Genomic DNA, 20547 nt, shown 5'->3' with positions numbered 1-20547 from the left:
GTGTTTCCTACAAATATATTCACGTTTTTAATTTTGTACAAATATTTTACAATTATATTTTATAGTTTTCTTCTCTCCCTATTTATTTTTTCTCATAAAAACAGACTCATCTTGTTTATTTAAGCCTGAAAATTACTCTAAATCTTTTCTGAAATTGCTTTAATTATCCTGGTTCCTAAAAGGATATAAACTAATGTATAATATTCCCTAATAGGAAAGTTTGGCAAGTAGGCACAGCGCAATGTATAATAAAGAATAGTTAAATAGAACAAGTACAATTAATACAAATAAAAAACCGCAGCAAACAATGTTTACTGCGGTTTTATTTATAATTGATATAATCAATCCTTATTTCACTTCTTCAAAATCTGCGTCTTGTACATCTTCAGCACCTGCATTTCCACCAGGGTTTTGAGCTCCTGCATCTGCACCTTGAGCGCCTTGCCCTGCAGCATATAATTCTTCTGAAGCCGCCATCCAGGCTGCGTCTAAAGCTTCTGTTTTAGCTTTTACGTCATCTGCATTTTTAGCTTCAAAAGCTGTTTTTAATTCTGCGTGAGCTGCTTCAATTGCTGCTTTTTTGTCAGCGGAAAGTTTCTCACCGAATTCTTTCAATTGCTTTTCAGTCTGGAAGATCAATCCGTCTGCTTTGTTGAAAACCTCAACTTCTTCTTTTCTTTTAGCATCAGCTGCAGAGTTTTCCTGAGCTTCTTTCTTCATTCTTTCAATTTCTTCGTCAGAAAGACCTGAAGATGCCTGAATTTTGATAGACTGTTCTTTACCGGTACCTTTATCTTTAGCAGAAACACTTAGGATACCATTTGCATCAATATCAAAAGTTACCTCGATTTGAGGAACTCCTCTTGGTGCCGGCGGGATATCGGTAAGGTCAAATCTGCCGATTTCTTTGTTATCATTGAACATTGGTCTTTCCCCCTGTCCTACTCTGATACTTACAGCCGGCTGGTTGTCAGACGCTGTAGAGAATGTTTCAGATTTTTTAGTTGGGATCGTAGTGTTTGCTTCAATTAATTTAGTGAAAACAGAACCCATAGTTTCGATACCTAAAGAAAGCGGGGTAACGTCAAGAAGCAATACATCTTTCACGTCACCTGTCAAAACACCTCCCTGAATAGCAGCACCAATTGCTACCACCTCATCCGGGTTAACACCTTTAGACGGCTTTTTACCAAAGAATTTTTCAACTTCTTCCTGAATGATCGGGATTCTTGTAGAACCACCTACCAAGATTACTTCATCGATATCTGAGATAGAAAGACCGGCATCAGAAAGCGCTTTTTTACAAGGCTCCATAGATCTTCTTACTAAATCTGCAGATAATTGCTCGAATTTAGCTTTAGTTAAAGTCTTTACCAAGTGTTTAGGACCTGTAGCCGTAGCTGTGATATATGGTAAGTTGATTTCAGTTTGAGGAGAAGAAGACAATTCAATTTTTGCTTTTTCAGCAGCTTCTTTCAATCTTTGTAATGCAATTGCATCAGATTTTAAGTCAACACCCTCTTCAGCTTTGAATTCGTCAGCCATCCAATTGATAATCACATCATCAAAATCATCACCTCCTAAGTGAGTATCACCATTTGTAGACAGTACTTCAAAAACTCCGTCTCCTAAATCAAGGATAGAAACGTCGAAAGTACCACCACCAAGGTCATAAACTGCAATTTTTTGATCTTTATGATTTTTGTCCAAACCGTAAGCTAACGCTGCAGCAGTTGGTTCGTTGATAATTCTTTCTACTTTAAGACCAGCGATTTCACCTGCTTCTTTAGTAGCCTGTCTTTGTGCATCGTTGAAATATGCAGGAACAGTGATTACTGCTCTTGTTACTTCCTGCCCAAGGTAATCTTCAGCAGTTTTCTTCATCTTCTGAAGCGTCATTGCAGAAATTTCCTGTGGAGTATATTCTCTGTCGTCGATTTTTACTTTTACAGTGTCATTTGGCCCGGATACTACTTCGTAAGGTACTCTTGAAATTTCTTTAGCATCTTCTTTGAAGTGAGTTCCGATAAATCTTTTAATAGAATATACTGTTTTCTTTGGATTCGTTACAGCCTGTCTTTTTGCAGGATCTCCTACTTTTCTTTCTCCATCTTCTGTAAATGCCACAATAGAAGGAGTTGTTCTTTTTCCTTCTGCATTAGGAATAACAACAGGGTCTTTACCCTCCATTACAGCAACACAAGAGTTGGTTGTTCCTAAGTCAATTCCAATTATTTTACTCATAATATTTATATTTTTTCTAATTTTTTAAAATTTAATTACACTCAGTATTTCTCAATATTTGTACCATTCAATACGATGTGACAAAATGACACAATCCATAGCTTTTCTTATTTTCCCGTGGCAATAAAACTACATTTGAGTGTACTATTCAAGACAGTTTGAACATTGACAGCTGTAAAAATTAATCAAAGTTTAACCTAAAAAAATAGATGAAAAACTGATTAATGATTATTTTTGATAAAATATAAACTACCGAATGTCACTACATTTTAATCCGAGAGATATCACATGGCTTGCCTTCAACGAAAGAGTTTTGCAGGAAGCAATGGATGAAAAAGTACCTTTACATCTGAGAATCCGTTTTTTAGGGATTTTCTCCAACAATTTAGATGAATTTTTCAGAGTGCGCGTTGCAGGATTAAAACGTGCGATGGATTTTAAAGAAAAGGTGATCGCTGAATCTTTTTATCAGCCGCCTTCAAAAATCCTTCAAAAAATTAATGACATTGTTATCAGCCAGCAGCAAAATTTTGATAAAACCTGGAAAAAAATCCAGGGTGAAATGGCCGAACATAAGGTTTTTATTAAAACTTCAAAAAACTTAACGGCAAAACAAAAGGAATTTGTCAGAAAATATTTTGATGAAGTGGTAGAGTCGAATGTTATTCCTATTCTTTTACATGAAAATACACCAATGCCTTATTATAGAGACAAAAGTCTTTATTTGGGTGTTGCAATGAGAAAAAAAGACTGGCAATATTCCAGTAATTATGCGATTATTGAAATTCCGTCACGTTTTGTAGGAAGATTTGTTCTACTGCCCACAGAAGATCCGGAAGAAAAAAATGTAATGCTGTTAGAAGATGTTATTACATTCAATTTACCACATATTTTCTCTTATTTCGGGTACGACGAATTTTCAGCCAATGCTTTTAAAGTAACAAAAGATGCAGAAATGGATCTGGATAATGACATCCGAACCAATTTTGCCGAAAAAATTGAAAAAGGACTGAAAAACAGACGAAAAGGAAAGCCAACGCGCTTTGTTTTCGATAAAGATATGGACAAAGCTCTGCTGGAATTGCTTATCCGAAAATTAAATTTAACGAAAAAAGACAGCATCATTCCGGGGGGTAAGATTCATAATTTTAAGCATTTCATGGATTTTCCTGATGTTTTTGAAAAGTATGAAAGACCTGTCGAAAGAACTTCTTTTACACATCCTGCTTTTGAGCATGGCGAAAGAGTGACAGACGTTATTTTAAAACATGATGTTCTTCTCTCTTTTCCTTATCATAAATATAATCCTGTCATTGATCTTCTTCGTGAAGCTGCAATGGATCCGGATGTAAAATCTATTCAGATTACGGCATATCGTTTGGCGAGCAGCTCAAAAATTATCAACGCTTTAATTTATGCAGCCAGAAATGGTAAAGAAGTGACAGTAATGCTTGAGCTCCAGGCAAGATTCGATGAAGAATCCAACTTAGAATGGAAAGAAATGCTTGAGCCGGAAGGAATTACTGTTTTAGTAGGAATTCCTGACAAAAAAGTTCATGCAAAGCTTTGTATCATAAAAAAGAGAGCGCACAACAAAACTCTCCAGTACGGTTTTATAAGCACTGGAAATTTTAATGAAAAAACAGCAAAAATATACGGTGATCATTTAGTAATGACCTCTGACCGCGGTGTGATGGCAGATATCAACAAAGTTTTCAATGTGTTGAAGAAACCAAAAGAAGATTACCTTCCCGTTTTGAAAACTTGTAAAAATTTATTAGTTTGCCCGCAATTCATGCGTGAAAAGATTGTTCATCATATTGATAAAGAGATTGAAGAGGCAAAAGCAGGAAGAAAAGCGGAGATGATCATCAAAGCTAATTCTGTGAGCGACCGTGCTTTGATTTTAAAATTATATGATGCAGCACAAGCCGGAGTTGTGATCAGAATGATTGTAAGGGGAATTTACTGTGCCGTAAATCAGAAAGATTTCAAAGAAAAAATAAAAGCAATCAGTATTGTAGACGAATATCTGGAACATGCAAGAGTGATGTATTTTTATAATAAAGGCGCAGAAGACATGTACATATCTTCCGCCGACTGGATGACAAGGAACCTCGATTACAGGATTGAAGCAGCAGTTAAAATCACAGATAAAAATTTAAAAAAAGAATTAAAAGATATTCTGGATATCCAGTTGAGAGACAATGTAAAAGCTCGTATCTTAGATAAAAAATTGAGCAACGAATATATTAGTAATGATAAAGAAGAATGTCGCTCTCAAATAGAAACTTATAAATATTTAAAAGCTAAAACGAACAGGAAATGAAAATTGCAGCCATAGATATAGGAAGTAATGCAGCCAGACTTTTAATCAATGAAGTAAAAATCAATAATAACCAGCCGGAATTTATTAAACTTAATCTTTTAAGAATACCTTTAAGATTAGGAATGGATGTTTTTTCTTTAGGAAAAATCGGGGAAGAAAGAGAAAAAATGGTGATTGATTCTATGAAAATTTTCAGTGATTTGATGAAAATTTATAAAGTCGACCATTACAGAGCCTGTGCCACGAGTGCGATGCGAGACGCAGCAAACGGACAAAATATCATTGAAGAAGTGAAGAAAATTTCCGGTATCAATATAGAAATTATCACTGGAGACGAAGAAGCAACTTTAGTTTTTGAAAATCATGTGGCAGAAGGTTTAGACAAGGAATTTGCCTATTTATATGTTGATGTCGGAGGTGGTTCTACAGAGCTTACTTTCTATGAAAACGACATCATGAAATACGAAAAATCTTTCAATATCGGGACTATTCGTTTGCTGAATAATTTGGTAACTCCAAACAACTGGCAAGAGATGAAAGAGGAAATCAGAAAAAATATTAACAGTAAAAAACCAATTGTAGCTATTGGCTCCGGAGGGAATATCAACAAAGTTTTCTCCATGAGCAAAACTAAAGACGGAAAACCAATGTCTCTGGCTCACCTAAAAAAGGTTTATAAAGAGCTGAATGAGCTTACTGTTGAGGAAAGAATGACAAAACATAATCTGAGGGAAGATCGTGCAGATGTTTTGGTCCACGCTCTGAAAATATACAACAATGTCATGTCCTGGTCTGAAATCAACAGGATTTTTGTCCCTAAAATCTCTGTCGCCGATGGCCTTATCCATAATATTTACAGCAAATTACATGATAAAAAGTAATTTTTAAACTTATAAAAACTTTGAGACCGGTTGCATTTTGTGACTGGTTTCTTATTTATTCCCAGCTTTCGCTTATACTTTTCGCTCAAATTCACTTTTTATAGCTTTCATTTCCTACTCATTATAATATATTATAAAAAATATATAATTTGCTTTTAGTTTAAAGTAAAAGTAAACCCGGAAACGTCATCACAATAACAACTATAAAGAAATGAACCCAATCAAAATAATTATAACAGGAGCAACAGGAATGGTAGGAGAAGGAGTTCTAATGGAATGCCTGGAAAATCCGAACGTTTCAGAAATTCTGAGTGTAAGCAGAAAACCTTCAGGAAAAAAACACGTTAAATTAAAAGAGTACATTGTTCCGGATTTTCTAAAAATCGATGAAAATGATGAAAATTTTAAAGGTTACAACGCATGTTTCTTTTGCGCCGGGATAAGCAGTGTAGGAATGAGCGAAAAGGACTATACCAAAATCACTTATGATACTACCCTGCACTTTGCAAAAGTTCTTTTATCCCAAAATCAGGATATGGTTTTCAATTACGTTTCAGGAGCACATACAGATAAAACAGAAAGTGGAAAACTGATGTGGGCAAGAATAAAAGGAAAAACAGAAAATCACTTAAAAAAACTTGGCTTCCGGGGTGAATACAATTTCCGTCCCGGATTTATGAAACCTGTTGACGGTCAGGAAAATGTAAAATGGTTCTTTAAACCTTTTATTTTACTTTTTCCTATTTTTTTACCTTCAAAATCATTAACTTTACATGAAGTGGGAAAAGCAATGATCAATGCGGTACAAAAGGGCTATCCTACTTCCATTTTAGAAATTAAGGACATCAAAAATTTAGCTATATGAAAGAAATGTTAAAAAGAATTGTTCTGGTTATTTTCGTTTTACTAGTCTTGACAGCAATTTCAGGATTTTTTTATATGCAAAAGCATCCTATTGAGAAATCATCAAATCAGATGTATCTTACACAACCAAAAAAATGAAACAAATCAGCAATTAAAAAGTCATTATTCTTTTCTTATTTAGGAAAAGATAATTCTTTTTGAAATTTAGCAAAACTGTAAAAATTTTTAACTTCTTATTTCATTTTCAATATTTCATAAAATCACAATTATTACATTATTGTTAAGAATTATTTAAAATTCGCTTAAAATATTTACAAAAGAGAAAGTTCATTTTTGCATTAATATAATTTAAGTAAAAATGATCAAAAATTACCTTTTAAAAGGGTCAGTGATTGCTGCGTTTTTTTTGAATGGCGGGCTTTTCGGGCAGACTCTTATCCATTATTGGAATTTTAATAATAATACCTCAGCTGCGACTATCACTGCGCCTACATCAACATTGCTGAATGGTTCTCTGACAGCTGTCACAAACGGAACCACAGAAATTGATTTTGCAGGTGGAACAGGACAAAATTTCAATACTGAAAACCTGAACGCAAGAAACGGAGACCCTTCCGGTACTCATTTAAGATATAACTTTCCTATTAACGGTAATTTACAATTCAATTTGCCCACAACAGGTTACAACAATGTCGTTGTAAAATTCACGACAAGAAGGTCAGGTTCCGGAGCAGGAACTCAGGCTTGGTCTTATTCTACGGATGGAACAACTTTCCAGCCTTATCAAACAGTTTCTCCTCAAGATGCCAATCCACAACTGATTACCTTTGATTTTTCGGCAATTTCAGGCGTTGCCAATAATCCTAATTTTAAATTAAAAGTCGAGTTTTCCACAGGTGCAGGTGGAGATGTAGGCAACAATCGTTTCGACAATTTCACAGTAGATGCTACTGCGACCACCACTACAGATACTACTCCACCTACGGTAACTTATTTACCAACAAACAGTACAAATAACGCTTCTACCACTGTAAATCCTACTATTTCATTCAATGAAAATGTAAGATTAACAGACAATTCTGCAATCACCGATTCTAATGCCCAAAATCTTGTTGAGCTCCGTCTGGATAATTCCACAGGCACTCAGGTTCCCTTTACAACTACTTTCAGCAACAATAAAATTACAATTATCCCTGTTTCAGGTTTAGTCCCAAACCAGACTTATTATCTAGCCTTAAAACCCAATACAGTTGAAGATTTCAGTGACAATGGGGTAACATCAATTACTTCAAGCACTTTCACTACAGCCGGAACTTCGATTTCTTTAGATAAAAATTTCATTAAAGTAAATGAAAATGCAGGAAGTTTAGCATTTAAAATTAATGTGAACAACCCTTCCCATTCTACTGTAAATTTAGTTGTAAAACCAGCCCCTTTCAGTACAGCCAACAGCAATGATTTTACTTTTGCCAATCAGACCATCAATATCACGCCATCAACGGCGAGCTATACGGTAAATATTCCTATTATTGATGACAATCTGGAAGAACAACAGGCTGAATATTTTGTTTTAAGCCTCGAAAATCCGGCTGGAGCAACAATTTCCGGCGACAGCAATGCTACAGTTTATATAGTTGATAATGATAAACCGGCTCCGGTTCCTTCCAATCAAATCCAGTTAAATTATATCGGAAGTTTTGATCCGTCCGGAAATAATAACAGTTCTACGGAAATTGTAGTTCATGATCCTGCAACTCAAAGATTATTTACAATCAGTTCCATTAGTAATGTTTTTGATATCATTAATTTTAGCAACCCTAATACTCCAACGGTCATTAACACTATAAATATGGCTCCTTATGGCGGAATTACAAGTATCGCCGTAAAAAATGGAATCATTGCCGCTGCATCTCCAAATACCAATCCTCAACAGAATGGTTCTGTCGTTTTCTTTGACATTAATGGAAATTTCTTGAAGCAGGTTACTGTCGGAGCCTTACCGGATATGGTAACTTTCACACCAGACGGAACAAAAGTGATTACCGCAAACGAAGGCGAACCAAACGATGCTTACACAGTAGACCCTGAAGGAACCATCAGTATTATTGATATCTCAGGAGGAATTGGAAATCTGACTCAAAGTAATGTCACTACCCTTAATTTTAATGCTTTCGATTCACAAGTTGCTGCGTTGACAGCAACAGGTTTACGAAAAGTAAGAACTAACAATACACTTTCACAAGATTTAGAACCCGAATATGTTACGATAAGTTCTGACAGTCAAAAAGCTTGGGTTACTCTTCAGGAAAATAATGCAATTGCTGAAATTAACCTTACTACAAAAGCTATTACGAGCATTTGGGGATTAGGAAAAAAAGATATGAGCCTCCCAGGAAACGGCTTTGATGCTTCAGACAATAACGGAGAGGTTTTAATTGCCAACTGGCCTGTAAAAGCATATTTTATTCCTGATGCGGTTCAGAACTATAAAGTGGGCGGTACAAATTATATTGTGACAGCCAATGAAGGGGATGAAAAAGATTTATCCGGTTTCAGCGAGAGAACTACTGTTGGAGCAAGTGATTACATCTTAGATCCGGCGCTTTTTCCTCAATCTGCCATATTAAAAGCATCTTACAATCTAGGAAGATTCAGGGTTTCAAATGCAACCGGAAATACAGATGGAGATAATGAATTCGAAGAAATTGCAGCGTTGGGAGCCCGTTCGTTTTCAATTTTTAATGCAGATACAAAACAGATTGTTTATGACAGTGGTGACAGGTTTGAAAGATATATCGCTGCCAGTCATCCTTTGATTTTCAATGCTGATAACGAATCAAATGGAGCTAAAAGCAGAAGCCGGGCAAAAGGCCCCGAACCGGAAGGTGTAACTTTAGCAACCATTAATGGGCAAACTTATGCTTTCATCACATTGGAAAGGACAGGTGGTGTGATGGTTTACAACATAACAGATCCTAATAACCCTACTTTCACAGATTATAAACATTCTCGTTCAACCTCTGCTTATGGGGGTGACAACGGCCCTGAAGGAATTATCTATATTGCTCCAGAAAATACAACTACTGGAAAGGGATATGTAATTATAGCTAACGAAATCAGCGGAACTTTATCGATGTATGAAGTTGCTAATTCAGCAGTATTGGAAACAAGTGAAACAAAACCTGAGAAAGCAACATTCAATGTATTCCCAAATCCTGTTGCAAAAGGAAATACCTTATATTTCAACAGAGCTCAAGGTTACGAATTATATGATATGTCCGGAAAATTAATTGGAAAAGGGAAAAATACTCTGACAATTGATACTTCAAAACTTTCTACAGGAGTTTATATAATAAAAACTTCTGAAGGAGAAATAAAAAGAGTAATTGTAAAATAGATATATATTATTTAGTTGATTGAAAAGCTTCGGATGAGTCCGGGGCTTTTTTTGTTGTTGAGAAATTTTATCAGATTTAGCAAAATGGACAGAATATTGATCATGTTAAAAACCTGGAAAATAATCAAACAAATTCGGATAGGTTATTTTAAATTAAATGTTAAATAGTTTTAGGTTTCGGCAAGCTCCGCTTGCCGAAACCTAAAACTATTTAACAAAAAAGGCAGGTAAAAACCTGCCTTAAAAATATATTTGCTGTTATTTTTATTCTACGTTTATAACTTTTTCAATCTCCGGCGCATGCTGTTTGATTGTATTTTCCACTCCTAATTTCAGTGTAGAAAAATTCAATGAACATCCGGAACAGTTTCCTAAAAGTTTTACATAAACTAAGTTATCCTTCACATCAATAAGCTCAATATCACCACCATCTTTATTTAAAAATGGCCTGATGCTCTCCAGAGCTTCCATTACTCTTGTTACTGTATCTTCGTGTGTTATATTTGTTTCCATATTTTTTTCTGTTCAATTCGGTTTTTCAGGTTTAAAAAAATAACTATTTTGCTTTCGGTGAACAGCCTGCCATTGTAGTAATTTTCACGGCTTCTGTCGGAGGAAGACTTTTATTTCTTTCTACAAGGCTCTCTACCATTTTACGTGCAGTTTCAGTATAAATATCAGCAATTTTAGAATTTTCCTGCAAAGCAGCCGGTCTACCCACATCTCCTGCTTCTCTGATGCTCTGGATTAAAGGAATTTCTCCCAGCACAGGAATTCCCAAATCTTCTGCCAAATATTGCGCTCCCTGGTTTCCAAAAATATAATATTTATTGTCTGGTAATTCTTCCGGTGTAAAATACGCCATATTTTCGACTAATCCAAGCACAGGAATATTAATGCTTTCCATCTGGAACATCGCAATACCTTTTCTTACATCTGCCAGAGCCACATGCTGAGGCGTACTTACAATCACTGCACCTGTTACAGGAACTTCCTGAATGATAGACAAGTGAATATCACCTGTTCCCGGAGGTAAATCTATTAATAAAAAGTCTAATTCTCCCCAAGCTGCATCTCTAATCATCTGATTTAATGCTTTTGAAGCCATCGGACCTCTCCAAACCACCGCCTGATTAGAACCTGAAAAATAACCTATTGACAGCATTTTCACACCATAATTTTCGATGGGTTTCATTAAGCTCTTCCCATTAACCTCTACAGAAATTGGTTTTTGACCTTCCGTATCAAACATTGTAGGAACAGACGGCCCGTAAATATCGGCATCTAATAAACCTACTTTGAAGCCCATTTTTGCCAATGTAACTGCCATATTTGCAGAAACCGTAGACTTACCAACCCCCCCTTTTCCGGAAGCAATAGCAATAATATTTTGAATTCCAGGAATTTGTTTTCCTTTTATCTGACTTTGCTGAATTTCACTCGGTTCCGGAGAAACAATCTTCAGCTTTAAATGAACTTCTTCACCAAATTCACTTGCAAAAGCCTGCTTCATTGCCGCTTCAAGTTTTTTCTTTTCATGCATTGCAGGTGAGTGGGCTGTCATGTCAATATACACGTCATTACCCATTATCTGAAGGTTATTCACCAAATCATCAACCTCTATCTCTTTAAGGAAATCCTGTACCTTTTCTTTCGTCAACATAAACTAAATAAATTGTTTACAAATTTACGCAATTTTTACCTATTTAGAATAAGTAAACGCAATGATAGATATTTTCTTTTGTGAATCCAAATTTTATAGTATTTTAGGCGAAATTTAATTCTTTGTATGATGAAAAAAATTTTAGCTATTCTTTTAGGAATTGTCGCTCATAATGCATTTTCACAAAACTTTTCACAATATGTAAATCCCTTTATAGGTACCGGAGGACACGGTCATACATTCCCGGGAGCCATTGTTCCTTTCGGAATGGTACAGCTTTCACCTGACACTAGAGTGGATGGAAGCTGGGACGGTTGTGGCGGTTATCATTATTCAGATTCAGTGATTTACGGTTTCTCACACACCCATCTGAACGGTACGGGAGTTTCTGATTACGGAGATATTATGCTAATGCCGACAATGGGAAATCCAAGCTTGAATAACCAAGAGTATTCTTCAAAATTTTCACACAAAAACGAAAAGGCAGCAGCAGGATTTTATTCTGTAAAATTAGATAAAAACAACATCGATGTTCGTTTGACAACAACAAAAAGAGTCGGTTATCACGAATATACATTCAATAGTGCAGGTAATGCAAATATTATTTTAGATCTGAACCACAGAGATAAATTGCTCGAAGGAGAAGTTAAAATAATCGATGATAAAACCATTGAAGTTTTCCGAAGAAGTGAAGCTTGGGCAACCAGCCAATACATTTATGCAAGAATTGAGTTTTCAAAACCAATGAAAATTTCAAAGAAAAACGTGAATGGTAAACAGGAAAGCAATCTTTTCACAGGAACGAAATTAGCCTTAGCATTTTCCGCGAATGTTAAAAAAGGAGAAAAAATAAGTGTAAAAGTGGCAATTTCTCCGACAGGATATGAAGGTGCTGGAAAAAATATGTTAGCTGAAGGTAAGTCTAATGATTTTGAAAACATTAAAAAGCAGGCTGTTGCAGATTGGGATAAAGAGCTATCAAAAATTGAGGTTAAATCAAATGATACAGATAAACTTGCAGTTTTCTATACAGCAATGTACCATGTTTTTACTCAACCGAACATCAACATGGACGTTGACGGAAAGTACAGAGGCCGTGATAACAAATTCCACACGGCAAACGGCTTTGATTATTATTCAGTTTTTTCACTTTGGGATACCTTCCGTGCAGCACATCCTTTGATGACTTTAATCGACAGAAAAAGAACAGCAGATTTCATCAATACTTTTATTAAACAATATGAACAGGGCGGAAAACTTCCGGTTTGGGAACTGGCTTCCAACGAAACGGAATGTATGATCGGTTATCACTCAGTTTCTGTGATTGCAGATGCGATGGCAAAAGGAATTCAAGGATTTGATTATGAAAAAGCATTTGAGGCTTCCAAAAATTCTGCAATGTTGGATATTTTTGGTTTAAATGCTTACAAACAAAACAATTATATCAGTATTGATGATGAACATGAAAGTGTTTCAAAAACCGTAGAATATGCTTACGATGATTGGTGTATCGCTCAGATGGCTAAAATTTTAGGTAAAAAAGAAGATTACCAGTATTTCATGAAACGCTCTCAAAACTGGAAAAACCTTTACAATCCAAAGAATGGTTTCATGCAGCCGAGAAAAAATGGAAATTGGTACGAACCTTTTGATCCAAGAGAAGTCAATAACAATTATACGGAAGGAAATTCTTGGCATTATTCCTATTCTGTCCAACAAGATATTCCAGGATTGATTGCAGCTCATGGTGGAAAGGAAAAATTTGAACAGTTTATCGACGCTATTTTTTCTGCTCCGGATAAAACAACAGGCAGAGAACAGGTAGATATCACAGGCTTAATGGGACAATACGCACAAGGAAATGAACCCAGCCATCACATTGCTTATTTATATAATTATGTTGATAAGCCTGGAAAAACGGATGCTAAAATCAAATATATCCTTGATAATTTTTATAAAAATACTCCGGACGGCTTGATTGGAAACGAAGACTGCGGACAAATGAGTGCCTGGTACATTCTAAGTACAATGGGAATTTATTCTGTAACGCCGGGACTACCAGAATGGGAGACTACAACACCATATTTTGATGAGGTTAAAATTCATTTGGAAGACGGAACAATACGAACCATTACAAAAAATACAGGGAGAACAGAGCTTAAAAAACTTGGTTTCGAGAATGTAAAATACTTCAAAGATTATAAATATGATGAATTAACGGCTTCTCCGGTAATTGCAGCAGACAGAATTTTTGATATTAATACAAAAGTGGCTATCACTCCATTAAATCCAAAAGATAAAATGTATTATATGACAATGGATGAAAACGATGCTAATGTAAGAAAAACCTTCAAACCTTATAAAGAACCTTTCATTATTACAAAAACCACTCAGGTTTCTGCTTATGCCGAAAGAAATGGCGAAAAAAGCTCAATTGTAACAGCCAATTTCAATAGAAGACCAAATCATTGGAATATTACAATCAACTCAACTACAACTCCACAATATACCGCAAATGGTAAATTAGCTTTAATTGATGGTATTAATGGTGATGTAAACTGGAGAAAGGGCGAATGGCATGGTTATCAGGGACAGATTTTTGAGGCAATTATTGATATGAACTCACCTCAACAGATTAATAAATTGTCTTCAACCTACCTGCAAGACAGCAGAGCATGGATTTTAATGCCTAAAAAAGTTGAATATTACGTTTCAATGAACGGAAAAGATTTCATTCTGTTAAAAACCGTTGACAATACAATTGATCCGAAAGACGAGAAAGTCCAGATTAAAGATTTTTCAGCGGATATTCTTCCTACAGAAACGCGCTATATCAAAGTAAAGGCTTATCCTTTCGGTAAACTTCCGGAATGGCATCAAGGAGCCGGTGGCGATGCCTATATCTTTATTGATGAAATTTCTGTGAAATAATCCTGAAAATTTGATTAATACAAACCCCTTTGAAACGTTTCAAAGGGGTTTATATTATTATTTTATTCTCATTAATCCATGCGTTCCGACCATTTTAATTTTTCAGGCAATTCTATATCAGAAAATTCGATGTGAATAACTCTTCTTTTCATCCCATTGGTCGTTCGGTTTGAACCATGAAGAAGTAAAGGTTTCATAATCATAATTCCGCCTTTTTCTACATGGCAGATTTCCTCAGTTTCTACGTTCCAATCAATTGTTTCCGGCCTGTAAATTCCTTTGGAGTGAGATTTTGGAATAACCTTTAAAGCTCCATTATTTTTGTCAGTATCATCCAAATGAATTCTAATGGTGTAAACATTTTCAAGGATATCCAAAGGAGGCTGAACTGCAAACTGGTTTTGCTTCGTCGTCCATGGGCCAAAATTTATTAGCTCAATTTTTTTATCAACAGAAATAGTCAAATCCTGATGATAAGCTACATACCAATTTGATTTTTCAGGCTTATCGAAATAAATACTTTTTACTACAAAATAATTATCTCCAAAAATTTCTTTGACAATAGTTTTAATATTATCGTTTAAAATTAAGTCTTTAATCTCAGGAATTTCTTTTAAAAATTGTCTTATCGCAAAGAGGTCTTCCGATTTCCTGAAAGTATCTTTTGACGTATCTATATTTTGAATAGTTTCACTTATTTTTTCAATTTCTTCATTTGAAAAAATGTTGTTAATAACAGTAAAACCTTTTTCAAGAATTAACTCTTTGTGATTCCGTAAATCCATTTTAAGTTAAATTTATATACAATCGATGGTCAATAGTGAATTCGTTTTTGTGGATTTATCACACACCTTCCCTATTGACCATCAATTAGCATAAACTAAGTTAACAATTTATTATTTAAATGCTCTGGTTTCCATTGCCGTGTTCCAACTGCCCCTCCCATTTGGAAACTGCAGAAGTTGCCAATGCGTTTCCAAGCACGTTTGTCATACTTCTTCCCATATCACAGAAATGGTCGATCGGTAAAATTAATGCTATACCCTCCGGTGGAATCCCAAACATTGAGCAGGTCGCAACAATAATTACCAGAGATGCTCTCGGAACCCCGGCAATACCTTTAGAAGTTAACATTAACACTAAAAGCATGGTTATCTGTTGACCTAAAGTCATCTCGATTCCGTAAATCTGAGCAATAAAAATTGAAGCAAACGTCATATACATCATACTTCCATCCAAATTAAACGAATATCCTAAAGGTAAAATGAAAGACACTATTCTGCTGTTACAACCAAATCTTTCTAATTCTTCCACCAGTTTTGGAAAAACTGCTTCAGAACTTGTCGTTGAAAAAGCAATCAATAACGGAGCTTTTATTCTTCTCAATAATTCAAAAAGACGGTTTCCTAAGATAAAGTACCCTGCTAATAAAAGTACTAACCAAAGAATTCCTAATGCAAAGAAGAAATCCCTGAGGTAAACCGCATAAACTTTGAAAATCTCAAAACCATTCGTTGCAACCACAGCAGCGATCGCCCCTAAAACTCCAAGTGGTGCAAACCACATGATGTAACCCACCATTTTAAGAATTCCGTGAGCAATAATATCAAATAATTTGATAACAGGCTTAGCATATTCTTCACCCAAATTTGCCAAAGCAACTCCAAACATGATAGAAAATACTACGATTTGCAGAACCTCATTGGTCGCAAAAGCTTCAAAAATACTTTTAGGGATAATATGTTTTACGAAGTCTTCCATTGAGAACCCCTTACTGCTTTTTAACAATTCTTCTGCAGAAGCCGCATCCTGAATCGGCAGCTTAGTAACATGTCCCGGTTCCATCCAGTTGACAAGTACTAAACCAATAAAAAGAGAGATCAGAGACGCAGAAATAAACCACAGCATTGCTTTTGTACCTACCCTTCCAATCATTTTAATATCGCTCATTTTGGCAATTCCCACTACCAATGTGGTGAAAACCAACGGAGCAATAATCATCTGTACCAATCTGATGAAAACCGTACCTAAAAGTTTTATGTTTTTAGAAAAAGGTTCTGCACTTTCAGGATACTGTAAATGTACAAATCCACCGATTCCAACCCCTACGATAAGCGCAATAATAATTGCTATAAATAGTTTATTCTGTCCTTTCATATCAATAATTCAAGTTTCGCAAATATAATATTTTTACAATTGGCATAAAGTTTCATTCAAACGGCAGCAATTTTAATACTAAATTTAAGATACATTAAAATTAATCGGCTGATTTATAAAATATTGTAAAAAAATTAAAAAATATTTATTTAATTTTTATCCTTTTGGTACAAATTTTATTATTACATTTACTTGTATTAACAACGTTAAAAATATACAACTATGAAAAAAACTATCGCAATGGCTGCATTGGCTGTAGCTGTATCTTTCGGAGCTGTTTCTTGTAAAAAGAAAGTTTCTGATGCTGATCTTCAAACTCAGGCTACTACGGTAGTAACATCTAATCCTAGTGCTTCTGTAGAAGTAAAAGACGGTGTTGCTCATCTAAGCGGAACTTTCGAAACACAACAGGCTAAAGACGCTATGATTGCTCAATTGAAAGCTATCACTGGCGTGAAAGAGGTTATGGACATGGCTACTGTTGCTCCTGCAGCTGCGCCGGTTGAGACTCAATCTGCAGTAGCTCCAGAAGTTCAGCAAAAAGTAAAGGACGCTTTAAAAGACTTCCCATCTGTAAAAGTAGAAGTTGTAAACGGAGAATTGACTCTGACAGGAAATGCATCTCCTACACAAGCTAGAAAAATCAAAGAATCTGTAGATGCTTTGAAAGTCGGAAAAGTAAACTTTAACTACACAGTAAAATAATTCAAAATGAGCACATTACAAGATAAATATTCAAGCGTAGTTTCTGCTGCTCAATCTGCAGGAATTTCTAATCTTCAGATTCAGGAACAAGACGGAATCCTTTATGTTTCAGGACAAGCTTCAAATACAGCTGCTAAAGATTCTGTCTGGAATGCTTTAGGAGCTATTGACTCTACCTATTCTGCTTCAGACATCAACATTGATGTGCAGGTTGCTGGTCTTGCTGCCGGTGCAGCTCTTACTGTTGCAACAGAAGATTCTAACCTAAATATCAGACAAGAGCCTTCTACAGAAGCTGCTGTAGTAGGAAAAGCTGCAAAGGGGTCTTCTGTAACACTTATCGAGCAAACTTCTGATGATTGGTGGAAAGTGAAAAATGCTGACGGCCAAGAAGGATATGCTTATTCAAGATATTTGAAAGCTTAATCAAGATTTAACATTATTTAAATTATAGACATCCCTAATCAGGGGTGTTTTTTTTATATTTTAGCATCTTAAAAAGATATTAATGAAGAAAATTTTATGGTTACTGATATTTATATTCAATTTTTTATTATTGAATGGGCAGAGCATCACTATTGGCGGAAAAATTTCAGATTTCGAAAACAAACCTGTAGAAAAAGCAACGGTATCCCTCATTAAACAAAAAGATTCATCCCTGATAAAGTCTGCATTTACTGATAACGAAGGAAAGTTTTCATTAAAAATAAATGAACTCGATGAACCTTCTATTTTAAAAGTTGATGCCGCTAAATTAATTTCCTATTCTAAAAATTTTTATGAAATTAAAAAATCCTTTGTTTTAAATGAAATTAAGCTTGATAAAGACAAAGTTTCAGATATTGAAGAAGTAGTAATTACTGTTTCTCCTGTCAAAATCAAAAAAGATACAATTGAATTTAATGCAAATGCTATAAAAGTACGTCCTGATAGTAACATCCAGGAATTATTGAAAAATATTGACGGTGTTGAGGTTGACAGCGATGGAAAAATAACGGTAAATGGTAAAGAAGTTGACCAGATTATGATCAACGGAAAACCATTCTTCGATGCCTCCGGGAAAATTGCTCTGGAAAATATTCCGGCTGATATTATTAAAAATATTCAGGTTACTTCCACAAAAACCAAAGAAGAAGAGCTTACAGGAAAAACTCCGAAATCTGAAAAATCTACCATCAATTTTAATATTGACGAGAAAAAAAATCAAGGATTTATTTCAAGGCTTACCGGTGGGTACGGAACTGATAAACGATATGAAGCAAGTGGATTTTTAAGTTATTTTAAAAATAAAACGAAAATTAGCCTGCTTGGATCTTCAAACAATATCAATACAAGAGGTTTTACCGGTGATGAAGCCGAAAGTGCAGGTACCAGCAAAGGCGCACGCGGCGGTAATAATATGAAGGGAATTCAAAAGTCAACAACAATCGGAATAAATTACAGTGATCAGCTTAGCGAAAATGTCGACCTTGAATCTCTTGGCATAACGCGTACAGAAACAGATCTCGAAACCGCTTCAAAAACCTCAAAAACTACTTTTCTTACAGATTCCTCACTGAAAACTGATTCGGAAAATCATGCTGATAATAATACTGAGCAATACAATTTTAATTCTGCTTTGAGGATAAAAGCCGATTCTTTAAGTACCATTTATTTTTCACCTTCGCTTTCGCTTTCGAAAACAAATAATTTCAGAACTTCAAAATCTGTAACATTTAAAGACAATATACTTGCGAATGAAAGTGAATCTGCTACCAATTCTGCTTCACAAAACAATACTTTCAGCCCGAGTCTCTATTATTCAAGAAAATTTAAAAAGAAAGGCCGTACTTTTTATGCCAGCTTGAACACCTCAATTTCTGAGGCAAAAAGTGATAATTTAACGAAATCGAAGACAATTCTGTATCGAATTCCCAATGATTCTGTAGACATCCGAAATCAGTTGGCACAAAGTAAAAACCAAACTAACAATTACTCTTTTAACGTAAAATATTCTGAACCGATTTCTGATTCTTTGAACGTAACACTAGGTTTAAATTATAACTCAAAAAACCTATCAAACATCAGAAATGTTAATAATTTTGATGAAAATACAGGACAATATTCTCAATATAATGTACTTTTGTCCAACAGTTCGGAACAAAAAAACAATCAATTTTCCCCGGAAATTAATATTGAGCTTAACAAAAAGAAATACAGTGTTTGGGCATCAACGACTGTCAATATCTCAGATCTAAAATACAATGCTATTTTCAATGGTGAACATTATGAGCTTCAGAGAAATTGCATGTTGCCGGACTATAACGCCGGGCTTCAATACCGTATTTCGGAAAATTCAAAATTAAGCATTCACAATTCAGCAAATTACACCGTTCCTACGCCGGAAAATGTAATCCCTTACAGAGACGAATCCAATCCGCTGATTACTTATGAAGGAAATCCCGACCTTAAAAATACCTGGAGCAACAGAACAAGTGTTTACTTTAATAATTTTAATGTAAAGACAAGCCTTAATTATAATATTAACTTAAGTTTTACTTATAACAACAATGACATTACAAATTTCTCTTTTTATGATGAATCAGGGAAACAATTTGTAACGTATACGAATATCAGTGGAAATAAAACTGTTACATTAGGAGGAAGTCTCGGAAAAACCTACAAGTGGAATGATAACAGATTAACCATCAGACCAAAAGCTAATTTGAACTATAGATATAACAAAGGTTTTATCGATGGACAACAGTTTACGGGAAATTCTTACACATTCACTCCGGGAATCAGTTTCATTTATGACAAAAAGGACAAAGTCAATATAAAACCTTCCTATAACGTAAACTATACTTTTTCAAATTATGAAAATTACAATATTGAAAGTATAAAAAATACGTATCAAACATTCAGATTGGAACTAACAAATTATTTTCTCAAAACTAACTTAATTTTTGAAAACGATTTTGAGTACAATACAAGTTCCAACATTTCTCCCGGTTTCAAAAGAGATTTTTACTTTTGGAATACAAGCATCGGTTATACTTTTTACAAAAAACAATTAACTGCAAAAGTAAGGGTTTACGATATTTTAAATCAAAACCAAAGTGTACGAAGAACAATTTCCGCTTCTTATGTTGAAGACCGTGAGGATTTAATTTTGAGACGTTATTTAATGTTTTCTCTAACACTAAAACTGAATAAATTTGCAGGTAGGAAAATGTAGATATTTATTTGAATTTTCATTTATAATCTTTTGTATTACATTGTCATTTTAAATGAAGTAAAACGAAATGAAAAATCTTAAAAAAATGGTACATTAGATTTCTTCCATCGTCAGAAGGACAAGCACCCTGTTAAAATTTTGTGGTTAAAAATATTTTAT

The 20547-nt window shown here is 34.8% G+C and carries 13 protein-coding genes; 8 read left to right on the top strand and 5 right to left on the bottom strand.

The genetic code is table 11. The features are described from left to right. Nucleotides 1–348 precede the first annotated feature (348 nt). On the bottom strand, nt 349–2244 hold the full coding sequence (dnaK, locus tag ACM39_RS11485) for a molecular chaperone DnaK (protein ID WP_048511186.1): 1896 nt from the start codon (nt 2242–2244) through the stop codon (nt 349–351). Between the two features lie 256 nt (nt 2245–2500). Between dnaK and ppk1 the strand changes: the two genes are divergently transcribed. The 4 genes from ppk1 to ACM39_RS11465 all read left to right on the top strand — a co-directional run bounded on the left by ppk1 (nt 2501) and on the right by ACM39_RS11465 (nt 9715). After that, nucleotides 2501–4573 (top strand): polyphosphate kinase 1, encoded by a 2073-nt coding sequence (gene ppk1, locus ACM39_RS11480; RefSeq protein WP_048511185.1) that lies wholly within the window; start codon nt 2501–2503, stop codon nt 4571–4573. Continuing rightward, the gene (locus ACM39_RS11475; RefSeq protein ID WP_048511184.1) at nt 4570–5454 is read left to right on the top strand and encodes an exopolyphosphatase; all 885 of its coding nucleotides are present in this window, start codon (nt 4570–4572) and stop codon (nt 5452–5454) included. Before ppk1 ends, ACM39_RS11475 begins: the two co-directional genes overlap by 4 nt. Nucleotides 5455–5665: 211 nt before the next feature. Beyond that, a complete protein-coding gene (locus tag ACM39_RS11470; protein ID WP_048511183.1) occupies nt 5666–6319 on the top strand; it encodes an NAD-dependent epimerase/dehydratase family protein in 654 nt (217 codons plus the stop codon). A 357-nt stretch (nt 6320–6676) separates the two neighbouring features. Further along, complete coding sequence (locus tag ACM39_RS11465; RefSeq protein ID WP_048511182.1) at nt 6677–9715, top strand: choice-of-anchor I family protein; 3039 nt, start codon at nt 6677–6679, stop codon at nt 9713–9715. A 264-nt stretch (nt 9716–9979) separates the two neighbouring features. Here the strand turns inward: ACM39_RS11465 and ACM39_RS11460 are convergent, their stop codons facing one another. Continuing rightward, a complete protein-coding gene (locus tag ACM39_RS11460) occupies nt 9980–10228 on the bottom strand; it encodes a NifU family protein (protein WP_048511181.1) in 249 nt (82 codons plus the stop codon). A gap of 43 nt (nt 10229–10271) precedes the next feature. After that, a complete protein-coding gene (locus tag ACM39_RS11455) occupies nt 10272–11378 on the bottom strand; it encodes an Mrp/NBP35 family ATP-binding protein (protein ID WP_048511180.1) in 1107 nt (368 codons plus the stop codon). Between the two features lie 126 nt (nt 11379–11504). Between ACM39_RS11455 and ACM39_RS11450 the strand changes: the two genes are divergently transcribed. Continuing rightward, complete coding sequence (locus tag ACM39_RS11450) at nt 11505–14309, top strand: GH92 family glycosyl hydrolase (RefSeq protein WP_082140575.1); 2805 nt, start codon at nt 11505–11507, stop codon at nt 14307–14309. Nucleotides 14310–14380: 71 nt separating this feature from the next. On the opposite strand, the gene ACM39_RS11445 is transcribed toward ACM39_RS11450, so the two are convergent. Both ACM39_RS11445 and ACM39_RS11440 read right to left on the bottom strand, forming a co-directional pair. Next, on the bottom strand, nt 14381–15094 hold the full coding sequence (locus tag ACM39_RS11445; RefSeq protein ID WP_048511178.1) for a phytanoyl-CoA dioxygenase family protein: 714 nt from the start codon (nt 15092–15094) through the stop codon (nt 14381–14383). Nucleotides 15095–15209: 115 nt separating this feature from the next. Continuing rightward, a complete protein-coding gene (locus ACM39_RS11440; protein ID WP_048511177.1) occupies nt 15210–16466 on the bottom strand; it encodes a dicarboxylate/amino acid:cation symporter in 1257 nt (418 codons plus the stop codon). Between the two features lie 222 nt (nt 16467–16688). Here ACM39_RS11440 and ACM39_RS11435 point away from each other — a divergent pair, with 222 nt between their 5' ends. The 3 genes from ACM39_RS11435 (at nt 16689) to ACM39_RS11425 (ending at nt 20388) form a co-directional block, all read left to right on the top strand. Then, the gene (locus tag ACM39_RS11435) at nt 16689–17171 is read left to right on the top strand and encodes a BON domain-containing protein (protein ID WP_048511176.1); all 483 of its coding nucleotides are present in this window, start codon (nt 16689–16691) and stop codon (nt 17169–17171) included. A 6-nt stretch (nt 17172–17177) separates the two neighbouring features. Further along, nucleotides 17178–17597 (top strand): SH3 domain-containing protein, encoded by a 420-nt coding sequence (locus ACM39_RS11430; RefSeq protein WP_048511175.1) that lies wholly within the window; start codon nt 17178–17180, stop codon nt 17595–17597. Nucleotides 17598–17679: 82 nt separating this feature from the next. Then, nucleotides 17680–20388, top strand: coding sequence for an outer membrane beta-barrel protein (locus ACM39_RS11425; RefSeq protein ID WP_048511174.1), 2709 nt, complete (start codon nt 17680–17682; stop codon nt 20386–20388). Nucleotides 20389–20547: the final 159 nt, after the last annotated feature.

Origin of the sequence: Chryseobacterium sp. FH2, assembly GCF_001045455.1 — a bacterium.
In the GTDB taxonomy this organism is placed as follows: Bacteria; Bacteroidota; Bacteroidia; order Flavobacteriales; family Weeksellaceae; genus Chryseobacterium.
The sequence above is the reverse complement of the archived record's forward strand: the minus strand, read 5'-3'. Positions and strand labels throughout refer to the sequence as shown.